The organism is Kitasatospora herbaricolor (genome assembly GCF_030813695.1).
Classification (GTDB): domain Bacteria; phylum Actinomycetota; class Actinomycetes; order Streptomycetales; family Streptomycetaceae; genus Kitasatospora; species Kitasatospora herbaricolor.
This window is the reverse complement of record NZ_JAUSVA010000002.1, coordinates 2,790,676-2,814,888: the sequence shown is the minus strand read 5'-3', so window position 1 is coordinate 2,814,888 and position 24,213 is coordinate 2,790,676. Positions and strand designations below refer to the sequence as shown.

The following is a 24,213-nucleotide window of genomic DNA, read 5'->3' as shown; positions in this document are numbered from 1 at the left end:
ATGAAACCGTCCGGGCCGACCAGTTCGCCGCCGGGCGCCCCGGCGGGGCCGCTCCGGGGCGCCGTGGCGGCCCCGCAGCGGCCCCGCCGGAGCGGGCCGCCCCGTCAGGCGCAGTGGAAGCGGGCGGCCCCCCAGTCCGCGTGGTCGCCGGTCTTGCTGCCGGCCACCGTCGCCTTCAGCCGGACGCTCCGGGCGCCGCGGAGCGGGACGTCCACCGGGAGCGGCGGGCTCTGCCAGCCGACCGTGGGCGAGGTCCACAGCGTGACGCCGTCCGCGACCACGGAGAAGACCACGTCGCCGTAGCCGTTGATCTCGTCGTCGATGCCGACGGTGGCCGTGAAGGAGGAGCAGTGGCCGCCGGTCTGCACCGTGATGTCGGAGTCGGCGTGCGCGCCGATGCCCTTGGCGTAGGTGGTGCCGTTCAGGGTGAGCGGGTGCCCGTCGGCGGCGCCCTGCTCGCCGTTGCTGCGGTCGCGCTCGGCCGGGCCCCAGCCGTTCACGGCGGAGGTCCAGGGCAGGTCGCTGGCCCAGCTGTCGGCGGTCGGGCCGGGGTCGGTGGTGGTACCGCCGCCGACGGCGGTGGCGCCGTCCAGGACGAGCTGGAAGGCGGTGGCGGTGCTGAGCGCCGCGGTCTTCACCTGGATCACCCCGGACCGGTCGGAACTGTCGTACCACCAGCCCTCGGTGGCCGCGTCGAACGCCGACTTGCCGGCCTGGCGGGGCAGTTGGCGGCCACCCAGGGCGACCGAGGTCGGCGCGGTGGTGCTGTGCACGCTGAACAGGTACGGACGGGCGGTCTGCTTGCCGGTGAAGTCGCCGACGCTGGCCGAGACGTCGATCCGGACCTGGCCGGCCCCGGTGGCCGGCGCGTCGACCACGGCGGTCTGCCGGGCGGACCTTCCGTCGCGGTGCTCGCGGGTCACTCCGTCGTCCTCGTAGAGCGAGAAGGAGCTGTGGCCCTGCGGGTAGACGTCCCAGGCGAGCTGTGACCCGGCGGTGCGGTCCTGGTAGGAGCTGATCCCGGGCCACATCGGCACCGCCGCACCGGCCTTCACGAACAGCGGCAGGGTGTCCAGCGGCGCGCTGTAGCCGTTGACCGTGGTCGGTCCCTGGTAGCTGCGCCCGGTCCAGTAGTCCACCCAGGTGCCCTTGGGCAGGTAGATCCCGTCGCGCACCGAGGTGTCCGCGTAGACCGGCGCCACCAGGAAGTCCTCGCCGCTGAGGAACTCGTACTTCGCCGCGTCGGTGGCGGTCACCGGGTCGTCGGGGTACTCCAGCGCGAGCGGGCGGACCGGGCCGACGCCGGTGCTGGTCGCCTCGGCCGCGTAGCTGTACATGTACGGCAGCAGCGACTCCTTGAGCTTGAGGTACTTGCGGTTGATCGAGGTGTACGGCTCGCCGTACTTGTACGGCTGCTTGTCGCTGGGCGCCCAGCCGTCCATCGACATCACGGCCGGCAGGAAGGACTTCCACTGCAGGTCGCGGGTGTAGGTCTTGGCGCTGCCGCCGAAGATGCCGTCCACGTCACCGGTGTTGTACGCCATGCCCGACATGGTGGCGCCGGCGTAGGTCGGGATCTGCCAGCGGATGTAGTCCCAGCTGCCGGACTGGTCGCCGCTCCACTGCACGCCGCAGCGCTGGGCCCCCGACCAGCTCTCCGGCGCCCAGGTGAAGCCGCGGGCGTTGCTGTTGGCCTCGATGCCCTGGTAGGCGGCCTTGCAGCCGTCCAGGGCGAACTTGTAGCCGCTGCCGACCCAGGCGACGTCCAGCTTGGCCACCCGCTGGCCGGCCTTGACCTGGTCGGCCAGCTGGGCGAGCCCGTTCTCGGTCCACAGGCCGAGCTGCATCTTGCGCTGCTGCAGGCCCTGGGCGGTCTGGGCGAGGTTCTCGTAGCCGCAGCCGTAGCCGTCGTTGACCAGCATCCAGCCGTTCGGCATGTCGTTGGCCACGTAGTCGTCGGCCACCTTCACGGCGTCCAGGGTGTGCCGCTCGCCCCGGTTGGCGTTGTGCAGGTAGCAGTCCGAGTCGCCCATCTCCAGGCCGTAGACGGGCGGGAGGAAGGGCTTGCCGGTCAGCGCGGTGTACTGGCCGATGACGTCCTTGGGGCCGGGGCCGGCGAAGTAGTACGCGTCGAAGCGCATCTCCTGCTCGGTGGCCTTCACCGGGCTGGTGAAGTCGTACGTGCCGGGCGCGTAGGTGTTGCGGTAGACGCCGTAGCCGGCGGTGGAGAGGTAGAAGGGCACGGAGTTGGGGTGGCCGCCCTCGTTCCAGTTGCCGTCGACGCCGACCTGGACGGTCCTGTCCCGGTAGGTGAAGGAGCCGTTCTGCTCGCCGGTGCCGAAGAACTGCTCGGCGGCGCCGCGGGCCAGGGTCTGGGTGGTGGCCTTGCCGTCCCAGGAGAGCGGGGCGCTCTCCTCCCAGACCTTGCTGCCGTCGGCCCGGTGGAGGGCGAAGCGCAGGGCGGACTTGTAGGCCCGCAGGGTGAGCGCACCGGTCGAGAGTTCGTAGCGGTCGCCGGCGTCGCGCCAGCTGCTGGCGGGGGCCGGGCCCTGGGGCAGCACGATGTCGCTGCCGGTGGGGTCGGTGAAGGTGCCGGTCGGGGCGAGCTCGATCCGGAAGACCTGGTCGGTGACGAAGCTGACCCGGGCCTTGGCGGCGCCGGCGGTGAGGGTGTAGACGGCGCCGTCGGCGCGGAACGCCGTGACCGCTCCCACCGAAGTGGTGGCGGCGGCCGCCGGCGGGCTGAGCGCCGGGGTGGCCGTGACACCGCCCAGGGCGAGGGCGGCGGCGACCGCGAGGACGGTGCCCCGGCGTCGGCTTCGATGAGTGTGGTGCAAAGTTTTGCGCACTAGAACCTCTTTGTCGGCAGAACTAAGCAGTGATTCTGCAGATATAGCGCAGTCGACCGGCCCTGACAATGCCCCTGACAATGCCGCCGATCGTTGGGGCCGATGGCGGTCGGCGGTCGAAGCGTGCGTGTTAGTGCTTGAACAGGCCATCTGGCATGCAAGAAGAAGCACTCTGCTCCGGATTGCCCGCCGGGGACAGCCACCCGGCGGCGTGAGCGCGACGGCGAGGGCCGCGGCCGGCCGGGGGAGACCCGGCCGGCCGCGGCCCTCGCGGTGGTGCGGCCCGCTACTTGACGGATCCGGCGGTGAGGCCGGAGACGACCTGGCGTTCGATGAAGGCGAACAGGACGATGACGGGGAGGATGGCGACGACGGATCCGGCGAAGAGGTAGTTCCACTGGACGGTGTAGTTGCCGATGAAGTTGTTGATGCCGACGGTGAGGGGCTGGCTCTCGGGGACGGTGGTGAGGCGCAGGCCCATCACGAACTCGTTCCAGGCGGAGATGAAGGTGAAGATGAGGGCGGTGACGATGCCGGGCATGGCGAGGGGGATGGTGACGCGGCGCAGGGCGCCGAGTCGGCCGAGGCCGTCGATCTGGGCCGCTTCCTCGAGTTCGACGGGGATGGAGGAGATGTAGGCGGTGAGGATCCAGATGGCGAACGCGAGGTTGAAGGCGGCGTTGCAGATGATCAGGGTCCAGACCGAGTTGAGCATCCCGAACTGGTAGAACTCGCGGTAGAGGCCGACCAGCAGGGAGGTGGGCTGGAACATCTGGGTGACCAGGACGAGCAGCAGGAAGAGTTTGCGGCCGCGGTACTTGATGCGGGCGGTGTAGTAGGCGGCGGGCAGGGCGACGAGCAGGACGAGCAGGGTGGATCCGGCGGCGACGAGCAGGGTGACGCGCAGGTTGCCGCCGAGGGTGGAGTCGGTCCAGACCTTGACCAGGTTGGACCACTCGAAGTGCGAGGGCAGGTAGGTGGCGTCGCGCAGTTCGTCGGCGGGCCGCAGGGCGGTGACGATCATCTCCAGGTAGGGGACGAGGAACAGCGCGGCCAGCAGCCACGCGACCGCCGCGACGACCACCGTCCGCGGCCGGATCGTCCGCCTGCGCGGCACGGCAGGGGTGCTCATCGGTTCTCCTCCTGGTTCCAGCGGCTGACCTTGAGGAAGAGCAGCACCATGACCACGACCAGGCCGAAGTTGAGCACCGACATGGCCGCGGACTCGCCGATGTCGGTGTTCATCAGCTGGAAGGCGAACACGGTGCTGGTCGCCGTCGCGCTGTTGGGGCCGCCCTGGGTCATGCCCCAGATGACGGGGAAGGAGTTGAAGACGTTGATCAGGTTGATCACCAGGCCGACCAGCAGCGCCGGGCGCAGCAGCGGGAGGGTGATCAGGCGGTAGGTCTGCCAGGGGCCGGTGCCGTCGACCTCGGCGGCCTCGTAGACCTCGGCGGGGACGGTCTGCAGGCCGGCGAGGATGGTGTAGGTGGTGAACGGCAGCGACACGAACACCGCGACCAGGACCATCCAGGGTTTGGCGGAGCCGGGGTCGCCGAGCCAGTCCTGCGGGCCGTCGATGATCCCGAGGTCGGTGAGGGCGGTGTTGAGGACGCCGGCGGTGCGGTCGAGCATCCACTTGAAGCCGATGGCGGTCATCAGCACGGAGGCGGCCCAGGGGGCGATCAGCGCCCAGCGGGTGAGCCGGCGGCCGGGGAACTGCTGGTTGAACAACTGGGCCAGGGCCAGCGACAGCACCATGGTCAGCACGACCACGACGACCGTCCAGAGCACGCTCCAGAGCAGGACGCCCGGCAGGTCGGGCTCGTCGAAGAGCTTGCGGTACTTGTCGAAGCCGGCCGGTCCCCGGACGAATCCGGTGGTGCTGATCCGCAGGAACGAGGTGCGGGCCATCTGGTAGACGGGCCAGAGCACCACGACGGCGATCAGCAGGACGGCGGGTGCTATCCAGGGCAGCGGGCCGAGCCGGGCCAGCGGCCCGCGCCGGCGGGCGGGCGGGGCGGCGGAGGCGCCGGGGCGGGCAGGGGTGTGCGACACGGGGGCCTTCCGTGGGAGCGGGGGAGCGGCCGGGAGCCGGCGCCGGCGTAAGGGTCCGCCGGCGCCGGCTCCCGGCCGCTGGAGTCGAGTACTGCCTGCCGAGGGCTACTTGTCGGCGGCCGCGGCTTCGGCCTTCTTCTGCAGGTCGCCGAGGACGGCGCCGGGGTCGCCGGCGACGGCGGTGCCACCGCTCTTCTTGATCTCCGCGGAGACCGCGTCCCAGCTGGTGTCACCCAGCGGGTAGAACGCCGCCGACGGCAGCAGCGCGAAGAACGGCTCCAGGTCCGCGTGCTTCCCGCTCGCCGTCATCTCCTTCAGCGTGTCCTGGGTGACCGGCATCAGGTTGTACAGCTCGTCGAACTTCAGCGTGTTCTCCTTGTTGTACGCGAAGTCCAGGAACGCCTTCACCTGCGCCTGGTGACCGTTCTTCTTGAACGCCATCACCCAGTCCGCCACACCCAGCGTCGACTTCAGCGGACCGGCCTTGCCCGGGATCGGCGCCACCGCGTAGTCCACCTTCCCGTCCTTCGACTTCTGGATCAGCGACGGGTGCCCGTTCAGCATCGCCGCCTTGCCCGCACCGAAGTCCGCGAACGCCGTCTTACGGTCCGTCGTCGCCGGGTTCGGGTACGTCAGACCCGTGTCCACCAGGTTCGCCTTCAGCCACGAGAACGTCTCCACGTTCGCCGCCGAGTTCAGCGCGTACTTGCCCGACGCGTCCGTCACCCCACCGCCGTTGCCCAGCTCCCACATCATGCTCTCGCCCTGCGCCTCCTCCGGGCCCAGCGGCAGCGCGTACGGGGTCACACCCGGCACCTTCGCCTTGATCAGCTCCGCGTCCTTCTTCACCTCGTCCCACGTCTTCGGCGCCTCGGTGATCCCCGCCTGCGCGAAAATCGCCTTGTTGTAGAAGAACGCACGAGCCGAGGACACGAACGGGATCCCGTACTGCGTCCCCTTCACCTGACCCGCCTTGGAGAACGTCTCGATGAAGTTCGACTGCGTCGCCGGCGACAGCACGTCCGTCGCCTTGTACAGCAGGTCGTCCGCGACCTTGTCCGCGTACCCACCCGTCTGCAGCACGTCCGGGTAGTTCCCCGACTGGATCATCGTCTTCACCTGCTTGTCGATGTCGTTCCAGTTGACCACCTGGACATCGACCTTGATCTTCGGGTTCGCCGCCTCGAAACCCTTCACCACGCCGTCCCAGTACGCCTTCGACCCGTTCGCCGCCGAGTCACCGTAGTCCGCCGCCACCAGCTTGATCGTCGTCGTACCACCCGACGAAGCATCCGAACCACCACCACTGCTGCCACAACCCGTCAGCACCAGCGCACCGGTCACACACGCGGCGGAGAGAAGAAGTACGGATCGGTTCAAGGGAGTTACCACCTTACGAGTTGACCTGAAGTCACCCGTGGCGGGGCGCCTGCGCGTTGCGGACGGTGCGCTCCGGTGCCGAGGTACGGGTGTCGGATCGGGGGTTGTGGAAGGCCTGCGGCTTCCTGGGTGTGGCCAGTCTTACTCCGCTCCCACGGGCCGGAGCTAGGGCACAAGGGTGCAGGTTATCGAATCGTTGCTGCGCGCTCATGCTCGGAACGGTGCATAAGACTGCAAGAACGTACAGAATGTCCACGAAGTGCAGAGGCATTCTGCGTTCTTCTGCGTGATACTGATGTCAAGCACGCACAATCAAGCAGCCCCAGGGCCCGGGTTCGGGTCGGCGGGCAAGGCGGGCGTGCCGGCCGGTGCGGCACCGGGCGGCGACACCCGGAGCCTGCCCCGCGACGCCCGGAGTCCCCACCGCGATGCCCGGAGTGCCGGTCCGGTCGCCCGCGGTAACGATTGTGCGGTCAGCTGACGCATCGCCGGTGCCGCCGGCCCGTGCCGGGAGTAGCTTCACCGTTCGTGATCAGAACTCTCTCCCGCCTGCTGCCCGTGGCCGTCGCCGTCCTGGCCCTCGCCGCATGCGACCCGAGCACCCCCACGCCCGCCGCCACCAAGGCGGCCGCGGTCGCCAGTCTCCCGGCGGCTGCCCCGACGCCCGCCGCGCCGTCGACCCCGCCGCCCCCGGTCGCCCCCGCCGCGCCCGCGCCCGAGCCGGTCGTGACCACGCAGGCGCCGCCGCCCGCGCCCGCCGCCCCGGCGCCGGCCCCCGCGCCCGCCCGTACCGTCGCGCCGACCAAGGCGCCGACCCCGACCAAGGCCCCCGCCCCCGCCCCGGCCCCGGCCCCCACCAAGGAGCCCGAGCCGGCTGGCAGTTGTGCCCACCACACCGTGGGCGTCTGCGGCTGGGACGTCGGCGTCACCCCCGCGCACGCCGGTGAGACGGCCCAGTGCAAGGACGGGACGGCATCGGACTCCGCGAACTTCAGCGGCACCTGCTCCGGCCACCAGGGGGTCCGGTACTGGTTCAAGTGAGCCGGCCGGCCCTCGGGGCGCACGGCACCCGGCACCTCGCAGGCCGAAGGCGGCCCCCGTCCTCGTTCTGGACGGGGGCCGCCTTCCGGGTCACGCGCGGCGGTTCAGGAGGGGTGGGCGCCCACGGCGTCGCGGATCTGTTCACCCAGGCCGCCGTTGACCCGGGCGCAGTTGGCGCAACAGAAGAAGCGCCCGGAGACCTCCACGCCGTGGCCGACGATCCGCACCTGGCACTGCTCGCAGCGCGGCGCGAGCTTCTCCATCGCGCACTCGAAGCTGTCGAAGGTGTAGGTGTCGCCGGTGATCGTCTTCACCTCGAAGGCCAGCCAGTAGTCGTTCCTGCAGACGTCGCAGACCGCCATGGGGTCCGTCTCCCTTCCTGTCGGCGCTGACCGGCCGGGACGGCGCTCAGCGAGTCCCAGTGTCGGGGCGCCTCCCGGGCCCGGCCATCGGCGTTCGGCCGTCCGGGGGACGGGGCCGGGCGACGGGGGCGAGGGGCCGGGGATCGGACGAGGGGTGGGGCCCGGGGCGCTCAGGCCTGGCTCGCCGCCAGCTCCTCCAGGGCCCGTACGGCGGCCTCGGCGTCGTCGGCGGCGACGAACAGGTGGTCGTGGTGGAAGCCCGCGACCACGTTGCAGCTGATCCCGGCCTCGGCGAGCCGTCCGGCCACGGCGGCGGTCAGCCCCACGGCGGCCAGCGCCGAGTGGATCTGCAGCGTGATCCAGGCGGCCACGTACTCGTAGCGGAGCCCCAGGTCGTCCGCCTCCTGCTGGCTGACCACCACGGTCACGCCCTCGGGCTCCGCCACCGTGACCACCGGTCGCATGCCGGGCGGCACCTTGGCGGGCAGGGTGCAGTACACGTAGCGCCCCGGGTTGAGCTGGGGACGCATTCCGCCGAGCAGCTTCGCGAGATCCATTTCACCGGCCATGGCGGCCACCGTAGCGGCTGGGCGCCCGGCTGTCCCGCCCCTCGCCTGGTGTGGCGTACGGCCGGCCGGCGCGGGCGGGCCGGGGTCGGCGCGGGACCGGCCCCGGCCGTCCGCTCACTGCTTGACCAGGGCCACGAAGGCGCCGGTCGCGGTGTGCGGGAAGAACCGCGTCGTCTGCAGGTCCCGGTCGGGCTTGGTGTCACGCACCGCGGCCTTGTACATCTGGCCGTCGAGGTAGAGCAGGCTCCCGTGCTCGATGCCCCTGGCCCGCTGCAGCGCCTCGGGCAGGCCGGTGAGCTGGGTCCACGAGCCGCGTTCGCGGTTGCTGAGCCAGAACACCGGCAGGCCGGCCGGTGGCCAGGAGCCGGCGACCGCCACCGCCGGCGGTGAGGCGGTGCCCGCGGCGTCCACGGCGTCCAGGGCGACCAGGTCCGGCACTCCGTGGTACTTCAGGAAGACCACCTGCTGCACCACGTCGTCCAGTCCGTGGCCGGGCGCCTGCGCGAGCAGCGCGGGAACCAGCTGCCGGCAGTACAGGTCCAGCACCGTCCCGACCGGCAGGCCGAACACCGCCCGCGCCTCGTCGACGGCGTCCAGCATGCCGACGCGCTCGGTCAGCCGCCGGGCGAGCAGCCCCGCCGGGTCGAGGCCGGAGACCGCGGCGGCGCGGGCGCGGGCCTTCCGGGGGCCGGGCCTCGGCCGGTCGGCCACCGCGTCGGGGCCGGCCCGGCCGACGCCGGCGATCAGCGCGATGAGCCACTGGACCCGGGCGGGTGAGGCCTCGTCCTTGTCCGGGCTCTTGGCCTCGTAGGCCGCGAACTGCTCGGTGGCGTCCTGGCCGACCCGGTTCAGGAGCGCGGCGGCCCAGCCGGCCGTGGCGCTGTCCTGGGCGGCCGCGCGGATGCGCGCCGCCGACCGGACGTACTGCTCCTGGCGGTCCAGGTCGGTGTGCTCGTCCGTCCGGCGCAGCCGGTCGAGCACCAGCCCGAGCCGGGCGTCGTCGCCCTCCGCCGTCAGGGCCAGGCGCTGGAGCAGCAGGACGGCCGGTGCCGCGTGCAGCTCCAGCTCGTGCAGCAGCGTGGTCGCCGCCTCCGCCGGGGACGAACCCGGTCCGGCCTCGACGGTGACCTTGACGAACGCTTCGTGCCGTCCGAGGAGCAGGGCCGGCCCGCTCAGGAAGGCCTCCTCGACCAGGGTCCCGGTCGGGGCCTCGGGGAGGCTGACGTAGGTGCCGGTGTTTCCGTGGGCGCCGGTCCCGGAGTCGAGCACCTGGACGAAGAGGTGCACCGACTCGTGGGTCCGGACGAACGAGAGGAGGTCCCTGAGCTGCGGGCTCAGGAGGCCGGCGTTGTCCACCAGTGACTGCAGCGAGGTCTGGACGTTGTTCGGCACCGCGGGCTGCCCGCTGAACTTCAACATCTCTGTGACGCTAGCCCGGCCCCGACGCGAGTGACAGGCCTTCGCGCATTCTGCCGATGATCCGTCAGGGGGCTTGGTGGTGAACGCCGGCATGCCTCCCGCGCCCGCGCGCGACCGGAGCGCGGGCCCCGCCCGGGGCCTCGGGGGCGCGTGCCCGGATCGCGCCCGCCGGGGCCCGGCCGGGCCCCGGCGGGCGCCGTCCCCTTCCCATGGGGATTCCCATGGGGACTTCTTCGCCCACCCGCTCAGACGGGCCGGCGGCGCACCCGATGGCGCAGGTGAAGTACCCGGTCGCCCTGGATCGCCACGTCGGGATCCTCCAGCAGGTGCTGCGCGTGGACCGACCCGAAGTAGCGCTTGCCGGAGCCGAACACGACGGGTACGACGTCCATGCGCACCTCGTCGAGCAGGCCCGCGGCCGGCACCTGGCCGCCGACGTCGCCGGCGGCGACCTCGACCGTGCGGTCACCCGCAAGTTCCTGCGCCCCGGCCATGGCCGCCGCGACGCCGTCGACGAAGTGGAACGGCGCCTCCGGGTTCCACCCCTCGGGCCCGGGCCGGTGCGTCACGACGACGACGTGATCGATCCCGCCCGGCGGCTTCCCGTCCCAGCCGTCCGTCGGGTCGAAGACGTGGCGGCCGACGACCGTGACTGCGATCCCGTCCCGGTAGGGCCGGGTGCAGTCGTAGGACGTCTGCGACGCCTTCAGCTCACCGCTCGCGTCCAGCGGGACGTCACCGCTGGTCAGCCAGTCGAACAGCGGGCCGGGCCGGTCGTTCTCGTCCGCGACGAAGCCGTCCACCGACACCGAGCCGTACATGACCACCTTGCCCACGGGGCTCTCCTCCGCTCGCGGTGTCCCGGATCGGCGCGTCCTGAACCGGCGCTCTTCCCGCCGGCCCTCGGGGTCCACCTCGGCCCGACCCCTGGCGGGCCACCGTCCCGGGCCCGACCTGCGGCGGGCCGACGCCGCCGTGACGAACGCCCCGGTCCAACTGTGCTGGCAACCGGTCCGGGTCACCTGTCGCAGGACAGTGGCCGACAGTCGGAATCCGTTGACGAGCGACAGTCACCGATATATCGTCGAGTTATCGAGACAGTTACTTCGAGACTGTCCGCAACGAGAGGTGGTGGGCGTCATGCGCCCAGGGAACCGGTACGGGGAGCAAGAGGGAGGCGGGCGCGGCGGACGTCGTCGCGGCCGTGGCCCGGAGTTCGGGGAGATCCCCGGCGAGGGATTCGAGGGGCGGCGGGCCTTCGGGCCGTTCGGGCCGCCGTTCGGTGGCGGGCCGGGTGGGCCGGGGTTCCCCGGCCGGCCGCCCGGCGGGCCGTTCGGGCACGGGTTCGGCGGTCATGGCCGCGGGCACGGCGGGCCGCGTGGCCGCCGTGGCGGGCGGGCCAGGCGCGGTGATGTCCGCGCCTCGCTGCTGGCGCTGCTCAAGGAGCGGCCGATGCACGGCTACGAGATGATCGCCGAGATCGGCGAGCGCACCGGCGGGGCCTGGCGGCCGAGCCCGGGATCGATCTACCCGACCCTCCAGCTGCTGGAGGAGGAGGGGCTGATCACGGCCCAGGAGATCTCCGGGAAGCGGCTGGTCCAGCTCACCGAGGCGGGCCGGGCCGAGGCCGAGGCCGGCGCCGACGAGCCGTGGGCGGAGGCCGGCCGCGAGGTCGACTGGGAGGCCGTCCAGGAGGTCGGCCAGGCGCTCGGCGCGGTGGACGCGGCGATCCGGCAGGTGATGGCCACGGGCAACGAGGCGCAGCGCGCCAAGGGGCTCGCCGTTCTCACCGAGGCACGGAAGAAGCTCTACCTGATCCTCGCCGAGGATGACTGACCGACGAGGGGGGAGAGCGGTCGGGCGGTGCCGCCGACCTGGCGCGCGGCCCCGGGCCGCGTCGGACGCGGCCCGGACGGGCGCCCTAGTCGCGAACGGCGAACAGGGCCGCGCAGACCGTCAGCAGCACCGCCCAGCCGAACCACAGCCAGCCGTTGGAGCCGATCGTCACGCTGTAGAGGCTGATCAGCACCAGCAGCCCGGCCGCCAGGAAGACCGCCTGCCGGCCCCGCCGGACGCCGCCGTGAGCACTGCCGCCGGCTCTCCGGTGCCGTTTGACGTGCGCCATGTCCGTCCTCCTGCCGCCGCGGCGGCCGCCAGGGCCGTCCGCACCTCCGGACGCGGCGCCGCCGTCACTCGGGCGTGTGCCCGGACTGCTCGGGTGTGACCGCGGACGGGTCGGGCGCGTGGCCCGACGCCGGTCCGTCGAACTCGTAGCGCCAGTGCCAGCGGGCGCCCCGGTGCTGCTTCGCGCGGACGTAGACCAGCGTCTCGGCCGGTACGTCCCCGTGGGCGGGCACCGGCACCCGGTAGGTCTTGGGCACGCCGTTGAACGGCCCCAGCAGGATCGGCAGGATCCGGCCGTCCAGTGGTCCGCCGATGAATTCGGTGTCCGCGCTTCTCACCCCACCAGCCTCTCACCTCGGCGCCTCCGGCGCGGTGGGGGGTAGGTCGGCGGCCCTCGGCCGTGACCGGTTGTGACCGGGCGGGTGGATGCGGTCGGTGACCGGTCGTGGTGTGACCGGGGATGCACCGCCCCCGGTCATCCACAGGTCCCTCACACCCTTATCCTGCTCTGTACGCCCTCGGGTCATCACCCGGGTCAGCGGGCCCGTACGGGCCGGGTGAGGCGCGCGCCCGCGCGCCCGTCCGCCGAGCCGCAACTCTCGTACTCCGTACCGTGACCCCGAGCGTCGGCCGTCCGGTGACCCCGGCTCCGGCCGGGCGGCGGAGACGGCAGACCGTGCCCCCCGGGAAGCAGCGGGGCCCGTCCGGTGTTGCCTCGCATGAGTTGCGTCCGATGCTGTGCCGCACCAGGCACGGCAGGTGTACGGAAGGGGCCCGATGGAAGCCAGCAGCAGGTGGACTACCTGGTGGCAGAAGCGCGATCGTCAGCGGGTCCGCCCGGTGGCGCAGGACAGCCCCGCCGCCCGACTGGATCAGCTGCTCGGCGCCGTCCGCGCCGGCTTCCCGCTCGCACCGGCCGCGCATCCGGCGGGCTACCGATGTTCCTGCGACCGGGTCGGCTGCCCGGCCCCGGCCCAGCACCCGGTGTCCTTCGCCTGGCAGACGCAGGCGACCACCGATCCCGAGCAGCTCGCCCGCTGGCTCTCGCGCGACCCGCAGGCGAACTTCATCACCGCCACCGGCCGCGCCCACGACGTCCTGGACGTGCCCGCCGAGGCCGGCGTGCTGGCCCTGGCCAGACTCACCGAGCTGGGCATCGACGGCCCGGTCGCCGCCGTCGGATCGGACCGCTACCTGTTCTTCACCGCCACCCGCGGCACCCCGGTCGACGAGGACGAGTGGTGGCCCAGCGCGCTGGACTCCACCCCCGACACCATGTCCGAGCACCCCGGGCTGCGCTGGCACTGCCGCGGCTCGTACACGCTGCTCCCGCCGGCCGCGCTGCCGGACGGCTCCGAGGTGCGCTGGCTGCGCGGCCCCGAGCAGCCGCTGCCGGACCCGCTGCGGGTCCTCGACGTGCTGACCGACGCCTGCACCGAGGTCGGTGCGGTGGCCGAGGAGCAGTGGCTGATCGGTTGACCGCCTAACCGCCTGACCGCCTGACCGGCTGTGCTGCTGTGCGGCTGATCGGCGGTCCGGGCCCGGCCGGGAAGGTCACGGCGGCGGGCCCGGGCGCGCGTCAGGACGGGTGCGTCACGACCGGCGCGTCACGGCAGGGTGAGCACCTCGGCGCCGTCCGCCGTCACCACCAGCGTGTGCTCGAACTGGGCGGTCCGCCTGCGGTCCTTGGTGACGACCGTCCAGCCGTCCTCCCAGATCTCGTAGTCGTAGGTGCCCAGGGTGAGCATCGGCTCGATGGTGAAGGTCATCCCCGGCTTGATCACCTCGGTGGCCCGCTCGCTGTCGTAGTGCGGGATGATCAGCCCGGAGTGGAACGACGTGTTGATCCCGTGCCCGGTGAAGTCCCGCACCACGCCGTAGCCGAAGCGCTTGGCGTAGGACTCGATCACCCGCCCGATCACGTTGACCTGCCGGCCCGGCTTCACGGCCTTGATCGCCCGGTTCAGCGACTCCCGGGTGCGCTCGACCAGCAGCCGCGACTCCTCGTCCACGTCACCGCAGAGGTACGTCGCGTTGAGGTCGCCGTGCACCCCGTGGATGTACGCGGTGGCGTCGATGTTGACGATGTCGCCGTCCTGGAGGACGGTCGAGTCCGGGATCCCGTGGCAGATCACCTCGTTGACCGAGGTGCAGATCGACTTGGGGAAGCCGCGGTAGCCGAGGTCGGACGGATACGCGTCGTGGTCGCACATGTACTCGTGCGCGACGGCGTCCAGCTCGTCGGTGGTGACCCCCGGCGCGATCAGCTTCGCGGCCTCCTCCATCGCCCGGGCGGCGATCCGGCTCGCGATCCGCATCTTCTCGATCGTCTCGGCGCTCTGCACCTCGGGCCCGGTGTACGGGGTGGGCGCGGGCCGGCCCACGTACTCGGGGCGGGCGATGTGCGCCGGAACCTTGCGGGTGGGGGACTGGATGCCGGGTACGAGAGCCATGACGGCGAGTCTATCCGCCGGGTCCCGGCCGCCCCGGCGGGTTGTGCCGGGGCGCCGCCGGGCATGATCGACATGAGGCCGAGCAACAGACGTCCGACCGACAGGAGAGGCCCGAGATGGCTCTGGGATTCAACCGCAAGCCGACCGGGAAGCCCGGCGAGTGGTTCTACTGCATCAAGCACGCCAAGGTCGAGGAGGGCCCGGAGTGCCCCGCCAAGGACCGGCTCGGCCCGTACGCCTCCCGGGAGGAGGCCGGCCAGGCGCTGGCGATCGCGGACGAGCGCAACCGGGAGTGGCGCAACGACCCCCGCTGGCACGACGAACCCGCCGCCGGCGCCAAGGAGGACTGACCCGGGGCCCCGGGCCCGCCGGCCCCCGTCCGTGGCCGGCGGGCCGGTCCGTCCGCCGCCCTCGCCCGGTCACCGTGCGTCGCCGGCCGGGCGCCGCGGTTCAGCGGATCCGCCCCTCCAGGACCAGCGCCCAGGCCAGGCAGCCGAGGGCGCCGGTCGAGGTCACCGCGCGGACGACGTTCCAGCGCACCCAGGTGTCCTCGAAGTGCGCGCGCAGCCCGGCAAGGTCGGCGATCCGGTCCGGGGCGCCGGCGGCGGCGAGCTGGTTGTTGAGCGGCACGTTGACGGCCGAGGTGATCACGAACATCACCCCGTACAGCACGATCGCGGCCACGATCCAGGGCAGCACCGACCGCGCGGAGCCGCGCCGGTGCAGCGCCGCGGTGATCCCGGTGAGCAGGATCGCGCCGCCGAAGCCGATCCCGAACCAGCCGTTGAGTATCGAGGTGTTGATCCGCTGCATCACGTCGACGAAGGCGCGGTCGTCGACCCCGCGCAGCGCGATCATCACGGAGCAGGCGTAGGCGTAGAAGAGGCCGGCGGTGAGCCCCATCGTGACGGTCGCCGCGAGCAGTGAGGCGGTTCTGAGCACGGGCATCGGGATCTCCTGGAGGCTGGGGCGGCGGCCGGGGCCGGGTGCGGACGGTTTCTGTCGCTCTGTCAGTCAACCGTGGCGCCGCCGGCGGGGGCCATGGCCGAGAGGCTCACGGGCATACGCGGGCGTCCAGGCGCTGTCCTAGACTCGGCGGTATGGACGCACTCGCGGGTCTGCTGGACGGGCCGAGGGCCCGGGGCGCCTTCCTGCTCAGATCCGTGCTCGACCCGCCGTGGTCGCTGCGGATCCAGGACCGCGCGCCGCTCACCCTGGTCCAGGTGGAGCGCAGCGAGGCGTGGATCGTCCCGGACGCGGGCGAGCCGCGGCGGCTGCGGCCGGGCGACATCGCGGTGCTCCGCGGCCCCGACCCGTACACGATCGCCGACGACCCGGCCACCGAGCCGCAGATCGTGATCCACCCCGGTGAGCTGTCCACCACCCCGGACGGCCGGGAGCTCTGCGACGACATGGACCTCGGGGTGCGCACCTGGGGTGACGACCCGGACGGCTCGGCCGTGTTGATCAGCGGTACCTACCAGCTGGACGGCGAGGTGAGCCGGCGGCTGCTGGCCGCCCTGCCGCAGGTGCTGGTGCTGCCCGCCGAGGCATGGAGCAGCCCGCTGCCGGCGCTGCTGGCGGAGGAGATCGGCCGGGACGATCCGGGCCAGGAGGTGATGCTCGACCGGCTGCTCGACCTGTTGCTGATCGCCGTCCTGCGGGCCTGGTTCTCCCGCCCGGAGGCCGGTGCCCCCGCCTGGTACCGGGCCCAGGGCGACCCGGTGGTCGGCCGGGCGCTGAAGCTGCTGGACGCGGACCCGGCCCGGCCCTGGACGGTCGCCCTGCTCGCGGCCGAGACCGGTGTCTCGCGGGCCGCGCTGGCGCGCCGCTTCACCGAACTCGTCGGCGAGCCGCCGATGGCCTACCTGACCGGCCGGCGGCTCTCGCTCGCCGCCGACCTGCTGTGCGAGCCGGAGGCCACGGTCGGCGCGGTGGCCCGCCGGGTCGGCTACGGCAGCGCCTTCGCGTTGAGCACCGCCTTCAAGCGCGAACGCGGGGTCAGCCCGCAGGCGCACCGCGATGGCCGGCGGGCCGACCCCGCGCCGGCCGGCCGCGGTTGAGCGGCCCGCCGGCGCGGGGGAGATGACGACGGGTCAGCCCACCGGGAGCGGGTGCTTCTCCCGTTCGGCCTTCACCGCGGCGACGTGCGGGTCCGTCCGGGCGTCGTAGGCGAGCAGCTTGGGCAGCGCCGCCGCCAGCGCGACCACGCCGACCACACAGGCGAGTCCGCCGGCCCAGATCGAGCCGCGGACGCCGATCACCCCCGCCATCGCGCCGACCCGGACCTGGCCCAGCTGCGGGCCGACCGAGTAGCTCAGCAGCTCCACGCCGGCCAGCCGGCCGCGCAGTTCGTCCGGGATGGACTGGTTCCACATGGTGGCCCGGCCCAGGCCGCTGACGTTGTCCGCGCCGCCCGCCACCGCCAGCAGGAGCAGCACCAGCCAGATGTCGCCCGCCAGGCCGGCCCCCGCCATCGCGGCGCCCCAGCCGATCGCGGCGACCACCACCATCCGCCCGTGCCGGTGCACCCTGGACGCCCAGCCGCTGGTCGCCGAGACCAGCAGCGACCCGACCGCCGAGGCGCCGTACATCAGGCCGAGCGCCCAGTGCGCGTCCAACTCGTCCGCCAGGAAGGGGAAGACCGCGTTGGGGAAGGCGAACAGCATCGCGCAGATGTCCACCACGTAGGTGCCCAGCAGCTCCGGCCGGCCGCGGGCGTACCGCAGGCCGGCCGCGATGCCGGCCAGCGAGGGCTTCGCCGCGCCGGTGGGCGGCGGCACCGCCCGCATCCGGGCGAGCAGCAGCAGGGAGACGGCGAAGGTCAGCACGTCCAGCGCGTAGGCGGTCTGCACCCCGGCGAAGGCCACGATCAGACCGGCCAGCGCCGGGCCGAGGATCGAACCGGCGCTGCGGTACAGCGAGGTGAGGGCGTACGCGGCGGTCATCTGGTCGTGCGCGACGATCCGCGGGGTGAGGGTGTCCAGCGCCGGGCGCTGCAGGCCGTCCAGGGCCGCGACCAGGCCGACCACCAGGTAGACCGGCCACAGCAGCGGGGTCGGCAGCAGCGCGTTGAGCAGCAGCAGCCCGGACAGCAGGCCCAGCCCGGCCTCCGCGGCCAGCACCAGTTTGCGCCGGTCGAGCGCGTCGGCGAGCGCGCCGCCCCACAGGCCGAAGACGATCAGCGGGATCAGTTCGACCGCGCCCACCAGGCCCACCGCCAGGTAGGAGCCGGTCATTTCCTTGATCTGGAGCGGGACGGCGATGTACGTGAGGAAGCTGCCGAAGGTGGTGACGCAGCCGGCGCTCCAGAGCAGCCGGAAGTCCCGCGACGAGCGCCAGGGCGCCAGGTCCGGGAGGAGGCCGCGCAGCAGGGCGCGCGGCCGGTTTGTATGCGGTGGTTCGTCGTTCACGAGGGGGAATTTTCCGCCGGGCCGGCCGCCGCGCGCAACGGGATTTCCGCCCGGCCCGCCGCCCGCCCGGCCCGCTGTCGCCCGCCCCGCTCGCGCTGCCCGGCCGCACCGGGCCCCGGTTCACCAGCGGGCCACCGGGGGAGCGGTCAGCCGCCGCACCAGCGCGGCGAACCGGGAGCCGCCGCGCGGGGCACGCTCCCCGGCCGCCGCGCTGACCAGGTGCTGGACCAGCTCGAAGGGCTCCCCGGCGGCTCCCTCGACGGTCAGCGACTCGTGCGCCAGCGCGGCCAGTTCGCGGTCGCCGGTCTCCACCGTCAGCACCGTCGCCCCGGCCCGGCGGGCGTCCAGCACCCGCTCCAGCAGCGGCGGGCCGGCCTCGCCCGGGGCCGTCACCAGCACGGTGGCGCCACGCCCGGCCGCCGCCAGCCCGGTCAGGCCGTGCGCGAGGTGGGCGGGCGCGCCCGGCGGTACGGCGTGCCGCAGCAGGGTGGGGGCCAGTCGCGGGACGCCCGACCGCTCGGCCTCGTCCGCCAGATGGGCGGCCAGGTGCCAGGGCTCGTAGCCCGCGTCGCCGACCAGCAGCAGGCCGCCGGCCGAGCGCCGGGTGACCGAGTGCCGCAGCGCGCCGGCGAAGGCGCGCGTCGACTCGATCCAGCCGGTTCCGGCGAGGCTCTCCCGGAGTGCCGAAACTCTCACCGCGTCCATGCCGTCAAGCATGTCGTGGGGCCCGGGGCTTTGGCAGGATCATCGGCATGACATCCCTCGATTCAGTGACCAACCCGGCCCACGACCTGCCCGACGTCTCGCGGCTCGTGGTAGGCGTCCTGGGCGGCACCGGCGACCAGGGCCGGGGCCTGGCGTACCGGCTGGCCAAGGCCGGCCAGCAGGTGATCATCGGCTCCCGCACGGCGGAGCGGGCGGAGGCCTCGGCCGCCGAGCTGGGTCTCGGGGTGCGGGGCGCCGACAACGCCACCACCGCGCGCGAGAGCGACATCGTGATCGTCGCGGTGCCCTGGGACGGCCACGCCGCCACCCTGTCGGCGCTGCGCGAGGAGCTCGCGGGCAAGATCGTGGTGGACTGCGTCAACCCGCTGGGCTTCGACAAGCAGGGCGCTTACGCCCTGAAGCCGGAGGAGGGCAGCGCCGCCCAGCAGGCCGCCGCCCTGCTGCCCGACTCGCGGGTCACCGCGGCCTTCCACCACCTCTCGGCGGTGCTGCTGCAGGACGAGTCGATCGAGGAGATCGACACCGACGTGATGGTGCTCGGCGAGGAGCGGGCGGCGACCGACGTCGTGCAGGCGCTGGCGGGGCGGATCCCCGGCATGCGCGGCATCTTCGCCGGCCGGCTGCGCAACGCCCACCAGGTGGAGTCGCTGGTGGCGAACCTGATCTCGGTCAACCGCCGGTACAAGGCGCACGCGGGGCTGCGGATCACCGACGTCTGACCCGACCGGCGTCCGGCCGAGGGCCCGTGGCCCGGCCGTCCCGGGCCGTCCCAGGCCCCGCCGGGCACCTGGGCCGCCGGCCGTCCCGCGCCCCGGCCGCGCCGTGCCGAAGGCCCCCTCGACCGCGTCGAGGGGGCCTTCGGTGACAATGGGAGCCGACCGTACCCGGCTTTAGGAGCCCCCCGCCATGCCCCGCACCGCCCTCTACGCCTCGATCGTCCTCATCCTCGCGGTGGCCGCCGCGGTGGTGTCCTTCGTGCAGGGCAACTGGCTGGGCGTGGTCTGGGTGCTGCTGGCGGGCGTGTCGAGCAACATCGCCTGGTTCCACGTCCGCAAGGAGCGGCTGGCGAAGGCCGCCGAAGCGGCCGACCCGGCGATCTGAGCCGCCCCGGTCCTCCGGCCCGGTGGGCCGGATCAGTGGTCCGGTGCCTCCAGGACCGGACCGGGCTCAGTGGTTCCAGAACCGGAACAGGTAGTCGCCGATCCAGATCACCCCGCGGTCCACGCCGAAGAGCTCGGTGATCCCGTAGACCACGTCGAAGAAGAAGCGGTTCACCTGCGGCTGCCACAGCAGCGCGAACACGGCCAGCATCCCGTACATCGCGAACGGCTCGACCGCGCGCCGCACCTTCGGCGACAGCCACGGCTCGACGATCCCGTAGCCGTCCAGGCCCGGGACGGGCAGCAGGTTCAGCAGCGCGGCGCTGACCTGGAACATCGCCAGGTACGCCAGCGCGGCCGGCAGCGGCGAGAGGTCCAGGGTGCGGCCGCCGATCTCGATCAGCCGGTCGGGGTCGTCGAACCAACCCGCGCCCACCGCGGTCAGCAGGACGCCCGCGAACAGCACGTTCACCAGCGGCCCGGCAGCCGAGATCAGGCTGTGCTTCAGCCGCCCCTTGATCCGGTGCCGCTCGATGTAGACCGCGCCGCCGGGCAGGCCGATGCCGCCCAGGATCACGAACACCACCGGCAGTACGAAGCTGAACAGCACATTGGTGTACTTCAGCGGGTTGAGCGTCAGGTAACCCTTGGCACCGATGCTGATGTCCCCGCCGTGCAGCGCCGTCCGCGCGTGCCCGTACTCGTGCAGGCAGAGCGAGACCATCCAGCCCGCCACCACGAACAGGAACACCCCGAAACCGGAGTTCCCGTAGCCGGACCAGACGGCCCAGCCGGAGGTGCCCAGTACCGCCAGCAGCACCCAGAACACCGGGCTGATCCGGCGGTCCTCGCTGCGCGAGCGCCGTGCTTCGGCAAAGGTCATGATGCTCAGGCTCCGGAGGGTCGAGGGTAGGGACGACACGGGGGGCGGACGCCCGCAGGGGGCGGTGCCCACGGCGGGCAGGGAACCGATCATGCCCGGCGGCCCCGGCCCGGACAAGCCGCCCCGGGTGAACGTACGGGACGGCGTCGCGGGTTCCGGTCCGCGGGCGGGGCCCCGCCCGCTCGGCCGGCGGGCCCGGGAGCGCGGCGCCGCCCGAGGGCGGACCGGAACCGTCCCCGCCGGACAAATGTGCGTGCGGGGCTCCGGGAGTCGACCAGAATGGGCGGGTGCACTACGGCATCCTCGGCACCACCACGGCCCACCACGACGACGGCACGGCGATCCCGCTCGGCGGGGCCCGGCTGCGCGCGCTCCTCGCCGCGCTGGCCCTGCGGCAGGGCCGGCCGGTCCCCGCCGACCTGCTGGCCGAGGAGGTCTGGGGCGCCGAACCGCCGCAGGACGCCGCCGCGGCGCTGCAGACCCTGGTCGGGCGGCTGCGGCGGACCGTCGGCCGCGGCGAGATCGGCTCCGGCCCCGCCGGGTACTGGCTGACCGGCCCGGACACCGACCTCGCCGAGTTCCAGCGGCTGTCGGCCGAGGGCCGCCGGGCCCTGGAGACGGCCGACCACGCCGTCGCCGCCGAGCGGCTGCGCGCGGCGCTCGCCCTGTGGCGCGGCGCGGCCCTGGCCGACCTGCCGGACCTGGGCGGCCCGGCCATCCGGCTGGAGGCCCAGCGGGAGGAGACCCGCCGGCACCGGATCAGCGCCGACCTGGCTCTGGGCCGGGCCGCGGAGCTGACCGCCGAACTGGCCGGGCTGGCCGAGCAGCACCCGCTGGACGAGCAGGTCCAGTACCTGCTGATCCGGGCGCTGCACGACAGCGGCCGCAGCTCCGAGGCGCTGCGCCAGTACGAACGGGTGCGGCGCCTGCTGGCCGACGAGCTGGGCACCGATCCTGGCCGCCAACTGCGCGAGCTGCACAGCGAGTTGCTGCACCCGGCGGACGTTTCGCCGGAGCCGGACGGGGGCCACGGGCGGCCCGCCGGGGGCCACGACCGCTCGCACCCGCCGCTGGGCACCGACGCGTGGATCCCCGCCGCGGCCCCGGCCGCCTCCGCACCCGCACCCGCGGCCCCGACCGCGCCGCCGGCCGCCGGGGCACCGCCGGTCCCCCGGCCGCCGGCCCCGGCCGCCCGCACCGCCGGCAACCTGCGGGCCAGGCTCACCAGCTTCGTCGGCCGGGAGAGCGATCTGGCCGCCGTCAGGGCCGCCCTGACGGCGGGCCGGCTCACCACCCTCACCGGCCCCGGCGGCTCCGGCAAGACCCGGCTCTCGGTCGAGGCCGGCCGCGCCGAACAGGGGGCCGGGCACTGGCCGGACGGTGTCTGGCTGGCCGAACTCGCCCCGCTGGAGAGCCCGGAGGCCGTCCCCGGCGCCGTGCTCTCGGCGCTCGGCCTGCGCGAGACGGTGCTGCACACCGGCAACAAGGTGGTCGAGGTGATCGAGAACCGCACCGACGACCCGGTCCGCCGGATCGTCGAACACTGCGGCCGGCGCCGGATGCTGATCGTCCTGGACAACTGCGAGCACCTGATCCAGGCCGCCGCCGACCTCGCGGACCGGCTGCTGGCGGAATGCCCGGGCCTGACCGTGCTGGCCACCAGCCGCGAGCCGCTCGGCGTCCCCGGCGAGAAGGTGCTGCCGGTCGAGCCGCTGCCCGACCCGGTCGCGCTGCGGCTGCTCGCCGAGCGCGCCGCCGCGGCCAGGCCCGGCTTCGACCCGGGCACCGACCCCGAGGCCTGCGCGGAGATCTGCCGCCGGCTCGACGGCCTGCCGCTCGCCATCGAACTCGCGGCCGCCCGGCTGCGGGTGATGACTCCGCGTCAGATCGCCGACCGGCTCGACGGCCGCTTCGCCCTGCTCACCGCCGGCAGCCGCACCCTGCTGCCCCGCCAGCAGACCCTGCGCGCCGTCGTCGACTGGAGCTGGGACCTGCTCGGCAAACGCGAACGGGCGGTGCTGCGCCGGCTGTCGGCCTTCGCCGGCGGCTGGACGCTGGAGGACGCCGAGGCGGTCTGCTCCGACGAGGCCGAGGTGCCCCGCGAGGAGGTCGCCGACCTGCTGCTCTCGCTGGTCGACAAATCGCTGGTGGTCGCCGGCCTGGACGCCGAGGGCCCGCCCCGCTACTGGATGCTGGAGACCATCCACGAGTACGCGGCCGAACGCCTGGCCCGGACCCCCGAGGACGACGTCCAGCTGCGCCACCTGCGGCACTACCGGGACGTGCTGCGCAGCACCGAGCCGGACCGGTACGGGCCGCGCCAGCTGGGCCTGATCGGCCTGCTGGAGCGGGAGAAGGACAACGTCCGGGTGGCGCTGCGCCGGGCCGTCGACCGCGGCGAGGAGCAGGACGCGCTGGTCATCGCGCTGGGCATGAGCTGGTTCTGGACCCTGCGCGGGTACAACGCCGAGGCGCACTCCTGGTACGACGCGGTGGCGCAGCTCGGCCCCGACCCGTTCGCCGACGACGCGCCCCCGGCGGAACCGCTCGCCGCGGACATCCTGCACTGCCCGCTGCCGATGACGCCGGACGTCCTGGCCGAGGCCCGCCGGCAGCTCCGGCTGTCCCGCCTGGTGAGCCGGTTCGAAGGCGACATGGAGGTGCTGGGCAACGCCGAGGCCGCCGACCTGGCCCGCCGGATCATCCGGACGTACACCCCCGATCTGCCGCAGTCGTACAGGTTCCCGGCCCTGATGCGGGTCTTCGCGGCCTTCCTCGCGGGCAAGCTGGACCAGATGCGGGAGATGCTGGACGACGCGGTGGCGGGCTGCCGGGTGCACGGCAGCGACAGCGACCTGGCCTTCATCCTGCAGATCCGGGCGAAGATGATGAACGACTGGCCGGGCGGCCTGGAGGCCGGCATCCGGGACGGCGACGAGTCGCTGGCCCTGTTCACCCGGGCCGGCGACCGCTGGGGGATGTCGCAGGCGCTGGCGGCCCGGGCCGAGTCGCTGACCACGGCGGGGGAGACGGAACAGGCCGTCGTCGCCTACCGGCAGGCCATCGGGCTGACCGAGGAGGTCGGGGCCCCGCAGGAGGTGCCGATGCTGATGGTGCAGCTCGGCAACGCCTTGATGGGCAGCGATCCGGCGGAGGGGGAGCGGATCGTCCGGGAGGCCTTGGAGCAGGTCGGGGACGGGACTCACGGCAGCAACGGCGCGGTGCTCTTCGGGCGGCTGGTCCTCACCGGACTGCACACCCTGCGCGAGGAGTTCGCCGAGGCCCTGCAGGAGCTGGACGCACTGGAGCAGGCCCAGGGCGAGTACGGCCCGCTGGTGCCCGCCCTGGTGCCCTCGCTGCTGTCCTGCATCCGGGGCTGGGTGACCGCCCGCGCCGGGGAGCCCGAGCGCGGCCTGCACCTGCTGATCGGCGGCTGGTCGCTGCTGCGCGGGATGAAGAGCGAGGCGGGGGCCTTCGCCGAGCAGATGACGGTGCTGCTGGTGCCCGCCGCCGCGGGTGTGCTGCGGGTCTTCGCCGAGCGCGACCAGGACCTCGACTGCGCCCGGCTGGCCGCCCGGCTGATCGGCTCGCACGCCGGGCTGAACGGCCCCAAGGGGGGCTTCCTGGACCAGGTGGAGGTGCGGACGGCGGACCGGAGCCTGCGCCGGCTGCTGGGCGACGACGGGTACGAGGCCGCGATCGCCCAGGGCGGTGGCCTCTCCTTGGGAGGGACCACCGCCGTTCTGGACTCGCTCGGCGACTGGGCGCGGGAGCGGGGGCTGGAGCCGAATCCGTGAGGCCCCGCGGACCCCGGGGCCGGCACAGGGTGCCGGATC

General features: G+C 73.4%; 23 protein-coding genes. 8 read left to right on the top strand and 15 right to left on the bottom strand.

Going from position 1 to position 24,213, the window contains the following annotated elements:
* Positions 1-104 precede the first annotated feature (104 nt).
* From J2S46_RS12635 to J2S46_RS12620, 4 genes are all read right to left on the bottom strand, one after another.
* Complete coding sequence (locus tag J2S46_RS12635) at positions 105-2,849, bottom strand: NPCBM/NEW2 domain-containing protein (RefSeq protein ID WP_370882185.1); 2,745 nt, start codon at positions 2,847-2,849, stop codon at positions 105-107.
* Between the two features lie 286 nt (positions 2,850-3,135).
* Positions 3,136-3,981, bottom strand: coding sequence for a carbohydrate ABC transporter permease (locus J2S46_RS12630; protein WP_307349836.1), 846 nt, complete (start codon positions 3,979-3,981; stop codon positions 3,136-3,138).
* Positions 3,978-4,907 carry a carbohydrate ABC transporter permease gene (locus J2S46_RS12625; protein WP_307349834.1) on the bottom strand — a complete coding sequence of 310 codons (930 nt, stop codon included), beginning with the start codon at positions 4,905-4,907 and terminating at the stop codon, positions 3,978-3,980. Before J2S46_RS12625 ends, J2S46_RS12630 begins: the two co-directional genes overlap by 4 nt.
* A gap of 105 nt (positions 4,908-5,012) precedes the next feature.
* Positions 5,013-6,287 (bottom strand): extracellular solute-binding protein, encoded by a 1,275-nt coding sequence (locus J2S46_RS12620; protein ID WP_307349456.1) that lies wholly within the window; start codon positions 6,285-6,287, stop codon positions 5,013-5,015.
* 528 nt (positions 6,288-6,815) lie between these two features.
* Here J2S46_RS12620 and J2S46_RS12615 point away from each other — a divergent pair.
* Positions 6,816-7,328 carry a DUF3761 domain-containing protein gene (locus J2S46_RS12615; protein ID WP_229913244.1) on the top strand — a complete coding sequence of 171 codons (513 nt, stop codon included), beginning with the start codon at positions 6,816-6,818 and terminating at the stop codon, positions 7,326-7,328.
* Between the two features lie 104 nt (positions 7,329-7,432).
* On the opposite strand, the gene J2S46_RS12610 is transcribed toward J2S46_RS12615, so the two are convergent.
* From J2S46_RS12610 to J2S46_RS12595, 4 genes are all read right to left on the bottom strand, one after another.
* Positions 7,433-7,690: a metallothionein gene (locus J2S46_RS12610; protein WP_073923170.1), complete on the bottom strand. Its 258-nt coding sequence runs from the start codon at positions 7,688-7,690 to the stop codon at positions 7,433-7,435.
* A 170-nt stretch (positions 7,691-7,860) separates the two neighbouring features.
* Entirely contained in the window at positions 7,861-8,259 is a 399-nt protein-coding gene (locus tag J2S46_RS12605) for an ACT domain-containing protein (protein ID WP_073923171.1), read from the bottom strand.
* A gap of 114 nt (positions 8,260-8,373) precedes the next feature.
* Entirely contained in the window at positions 8,374-9,678 is a 1,305-nt protein-coding gene (locus J2S46_RS12600; RefSeq protein ID WP_191293436.1) for a hypothetical protein, read from the bottom strand.
* A gap of 245 nt (positions 9,679-9,923) precedes the next feature.
* Positions 9,924-10,514 (bottom strand): dihydrofolate reductase family protein, encoded by a 591-nt coding sequence (locus J2S46_RS12595; RefSeq protein WP_191293434.1) that lies wholly within the window; start codon positions 10,512-10,514, stop codon positions 9,924-9,926.
* Positions 10,515-10,818: 304 nt separating this feature from the next.
* Here J2S46_RS12595 and J2S46_RS12590 point away from each other — a divergent pair, with 304 nt between their 5' ends.
* A complete protein-coding gene (locus J2S46_RS12590; RefSeq protein WP_191293432.1) occupies positions 10,819-11,514 on the top strand; it encodes a PadR family transcriptional regulator in 696 nt (231 codons plus the stop codon).
* Between the two features lie 85 nt (positions 11,515-11,599).
* Here J2S46_RS12590 and J2S46_RS12585 read toward each other — a convergent pair whose 3' ends face one another.
* Both J2S46_RS12585 and J2S46_RS12580 read right to left on the bottom strand, forming a co-directional pair.
* Positions 11,600-11,803 carry a hypothetical protein gene (locus J2S46_RS12585; RefSeq protein ID WP_191293444.1) on the bottom strand — a complete coding sequence of 68 codons (204 nt, stop codon included), beginning with the start codon at positions 11,801-11,803 and terminating at the stop codon, positions 11,600-11,602.
* A gap of 64 nt (positions 11,804-11,867) precedes the next feature.
* Complete coding sequence (locus J2S46_RS12580) at positions 11,868-12,140, bottom strand: DUF8847 domain-containing protein (RefSeq protein ID WP_073923175.1); 273 nt, start codon at positions 12,138-12,140, stop codon at positions 11,868-11,870.
* A 439-nt stretch (positions 12,141-12,579) separates the two neighbouring features.
* Between J2S46_RS12580 and J2S46_RS12575 the strand changes: the two genes are divergently transcribed.
* Positions 12,580-13,281 carry a bifunctional DNA primase/polymerase gene (locus J2S46_RS12575; RefSeq protein ID WP_191293430.1) on the top strand — a complete coding sequence of 234 codons (702 nt, stop codon included), beginning with the start codon at positions 12,580-12,582 and terminating at the stop codon, positions 13,279-13,281.
* A gap of 128 nt (positions 13,282-13,409) precedes the next feature.
* On the opposite strand, the gene map is transcribed toward J2S46_RS12575, so the two are convergent.
* Positions 13,410-14,255, bottom strand: a complete 846-nt coding sequence (map, locus tag J2S46_RS12570) for a type I methionyl aminopeptidase (RefSeq protein WP_191293428.1) — start codon at positions 14,253-14,255, stop codon at positions 13,410-13,412.
* Between the two features lie 116 nt (positions 14,256-14,371).
* Between map and J2S46_RS12565 the strand changes: the two genes are divergently transcribed.
* The gene (locus tag J2S46_RS12565) at positions 14,372-14,605 is read left to right on the top strand and encodes a hypothetical protein (RefSeq protein ID WP_073923178.1); all 234 of its coding nucleotides are present in this window, start codon (positions 14,372-14,374) and stop codon (positions 14,603-14,605) included.
* Positions 14,606-14,705: 100 nt separating this feature from the next.
* Here the strand turns inward: J2S46_RS12565 and J2S46_RS12560 are convergent, their stop codons facing one another.
* On the bottom strand, positions 14,706-15,203 hold the full coding sequence (locus tag J2S46_RS12560) for an anthrone oxygenase family protein (RefSeq protein WP_191293426.1): 498 nt from the start codon (positions 15,201-15,203) through the stop codon (positions 14,706-14,708).
* 152 nt (positions 15,204-15,355) lie between these two features.
* Here J2S46_RS12560 and J2S46_RS12555 point away from each other — a divergent pair, with 152 nt between their 5' ends.
* The gene (locus J2S46_RS12555) at positions 15,356-16,318 is read left to right on the top strand and encodes an AraC family transcriptional regulator (protein ID WP_191293425.1); all 963 of its coding nucleotides are present in this window, start codon (positions 15,356-15,358) and stop codon (positions 16,316-16,318) included.
* A 33-nt stretch (positions 16,319-16,351) separates the two neighbouring features.
* Here the strand turns inward: J2S46_RS12555 and J2S46_RS12550 are convergent, their stop codons facing one another.
* Together J2S46_RS12550 and J2S46_RS12545 are read right to left on the bottom strand one after the other, a co-directional pair.
* Positions 16,352-17,668, bottom strand: coding sequence for an MFS transporter (locus J2S46_RS12550; protein WP_191293423.1), 1,317 nt, complete (start codon positions 17,666-17,668; stop codon positions 16,352-16,354).
* 120 nt (positions 17,669-17,788) lie between these two features.
* Positions 17,789-18,373 (bottom strand): hypothetical protein, encoded by a 585-nt coding sequence (locus tag J2S46_RS12545; protein WP_191293421.1) that lies wholly within the window; start codon positions 18,371-18,373, stop codon positions 17,789-17,791.
* 47 nt (positions 18,374-18,420) lie between these two features.
* Between J2S46_RS12545 and npdG the strand changes: the two genes are divergently transcribed.
* Positions 18,421-19,113 carry an NADPH-dependent F420 reductase gene (npdG, locus tag J2S46_RS12540; protein ID WP_191293420.1) on the top strand — a complete coding sequence of 231 codons (693 nt, stop codon included), beginning with the start codon at positions 18,421-18,423 and terminating at the stop codon, positions 19,111-19,113.
* A gap of 187 nt (positions 19,114-19,300) precedes the next feature.
* Positions 19,301-19,495, top strand: a complete 195-nt coding sequence (locus J2S46_RS12535; RefSeq protein WP_191293419.1) for a hypothetical protein — start codon at positions 19,301-19,303, stop codon at positions 19,493-19,495.
* A 66-nt stretch (positions 19,496-19,561) separates the two neighbouring features.
* Here J2S46_RS12535 and J2S46_RS12530 read toward each other — a convergent pair whose 3' ends face one another.
* A complete protein-coding gene (locus J2S46_RS12530) occupies positions 19,562-20,377 on the bottom strand; it encodes a site-2 protease family protein (protein ID WP_191293417.1) in 816 nt (271 codons plus the stop codon).
* Positions 20,378-20,664: 287 nt separating this feature from the next.
* Here J2S46_RS12530 and J2S46_RS12525 point away from each other — a divergent pair, with 287 nt between their 5' ends.
* Positions 20,665-24,174 carry an AfsR/SARP family transcriptional regulator gene (locus J2S46_RS12525; protein ID WP_191293416.1) on the top strand — a complete coding sequence of 1,170 codons (3,510 nt, stop codon included), beginning with the start codon at positions 20,665-20,667 and terminating at the stop codon, positions 24,172-24,174.
* Positions 24,175-24,213 lie beyond the last annotated feature (39 nt).